The sequence below is a fragment of the Aminobacter sp. P4_D5 genome (assembly GCF_056401815.1).
This window is the reverse complement of the sequence record NZ_JBFUIP010000475.1, coordinates 1-927: the sequence shown is the minus strand read 5'-3', so window position 1 is coordinate 927 and position 927 is coordinate 1. Positions and strand designations below refer to the sequence as shown.

Genomic DNA, 927 nt, shown 5'->3' with positions numbered 1-927 from the left:
GTATCGCAATAGCGGCTGCCCAGCAGGTAGATCAGCATCTCGTCGGGCAGCTCTTCGACCCGCCGTTGCCAGGCCGCGGGGGCGTACACGTCGGTCGTGCCGGGGTCCTGGATCGCGAGGCGTGTCGAGATGGTCGATCGCCCGGCCGGCGCCACGATGCGCGTGCAGCGGTTGCCGAAGCCGTCGGTGTAGCCGTGCCACGGAATAGGTGGGTCGAAGGACAGTTCCGAAGGACCGATCAGGTCCGGCTCACGCGAGGGATGCGGGCTGACCATCAGCAGCATCGGCGTGGGTTGCGGGCAGTCGTAGGTGATCTGGCAGCCGGCGGAGATCTGCATGGAAAAGTTCCTTGAAGGGGGCGGGCGGCGCGCTCAGTCGGCAGCCGTGACATTAACTTCAACGGTCATGCCCAGGTTGTCGGAGGGGAATCCGGTCCAGGTGCCGTGCAAGGGGAGGGCGTGGCGGTGATCGCGCGTGACGGCCACGCGGATCAGGTCGCGATTGCCGACGATGCCGTTGGTGGGGTCGAGCTCGACCCAGCCGGCGCCGGGCAGGTAGACCCGCAGCCAGGCATGGGTGGACCCGCCGCCGACCCGGCCGCCGCGCTCGGGCACGTAGAGGTAGCCGGAGACGAAACGTGCGGCGATGCCGAGCGAGCGGACCGCCTCGATCATCAGCACSGCGAAGTCGCGGCAGGTGCCACTGTTCTTGACGAGCGTCTGCATCGGCGTCTGCACGCCGCGCTCCGGGCGGCCGATGTAGGTGAAGCGCTCGCGGATCGCGTTGGTCATGCCGGTCAGCAGGTCGCGCGTGCGGGTGGTGCCGTCGCGCCGCAGGAACTGGCGCGCCCAGCGATCCACCTCCCGGTCGGGATCGGGATATTGCCGCTCGATCGAGCGGGCGAGGTCGGCCATGTCGTCGACGTCG

Annotated in this window: 1 protein-coding gene and 1 pseudogene; both read right to left on the bottom strand. The window is 68.9% G+C overall.

Translation table 11 applies throughout. The annotated features are described in order from the left end of the window. Positions 1-338, bottom strand: a pseudogene (locus tag AC1DWF_RS32865) (transglutaminase family protein); the annotation flags it as partial. 33 nt (positions 339-371) lie between these two features. Next, a partial coding sequence (locus AC1DWF_RS32860; protein ID WP_476842701.1) for a transglutaminase-like domain-containing protein occupies positions 372-927 on the bottom strand: 556 nt, incomplete at its 5' end.